The organism is Acidisphaera rubrifaciens HS-AP3 (assembly GCF_000964365.1).
Taxonomy (GTDB): Bacteria; Pseudomonadota; Alphaproteobacteria; order Acetobacterales; family Acetobacteraceae; genus Acidisphaera; species Acidisphaera rubrifaciens.
Map to the genome: position 1 here is coordinate 1 of NZ_BANB01000799.1, position 496 is coordinate 496.

The window sequence follows — 496 nt, forward strand, 5'->3', positions numbered from 1 at the left end:
GTCGCGGCGCTGCCCGCGCGCCGCGCCCGCGCCGCCGACATGCCGACCATCCGCATCGGCGTGCTCAATGACATGTCCGGCCCCTATCGCGACACCGGCGGCCCGGTCTCCGTCATGTGCGCGCGCCTCGCGGTCGAGGAGTTCAAGGCGCAGGGCTTCAAGGTCGAGGTGCTGTCCGGCGACCATCAGAACAAGCCCGATGTCGGCGCGTCGATCGCGCGGCAGTGGATCGACCGCGACGGCGTGGACATGATCGTCGACGTGCCGACCTCGTCGGTGGCGCTCGCGGTCGCGGCGGTGGTAGCCGAGAAGAACAAGGCCTATGTCAACAGCGGCGCCGGCACCACGGACCTGACCGGCAAGCAGTGCAATCCCAACACGGTGCACTGGACCTACGATACCTACATGCTGGCCCGCTCGACCGGCGGTGCCACGGTGAAGGCGGGCGGCGACACCTGGTATTTCATCACCGCCAACTACGTCTTCGGCCAGCAGC

1 protein-coding gene is annotated in these 496 nt (G+C 68.5%); it reads left to right on the forward strand.

From position 1 onward, the window contains the following. Window positions 1-9 precede the first annotated feature (9 nt). Window positions 10-496, forward strand: a 487-nt coding sequence (locus tag B8460_RS17865; protein ID WP_241771237.1) for an ABC transporter substrate-binding protein, incomplete at its 3' end; no start/stop codon positions are given.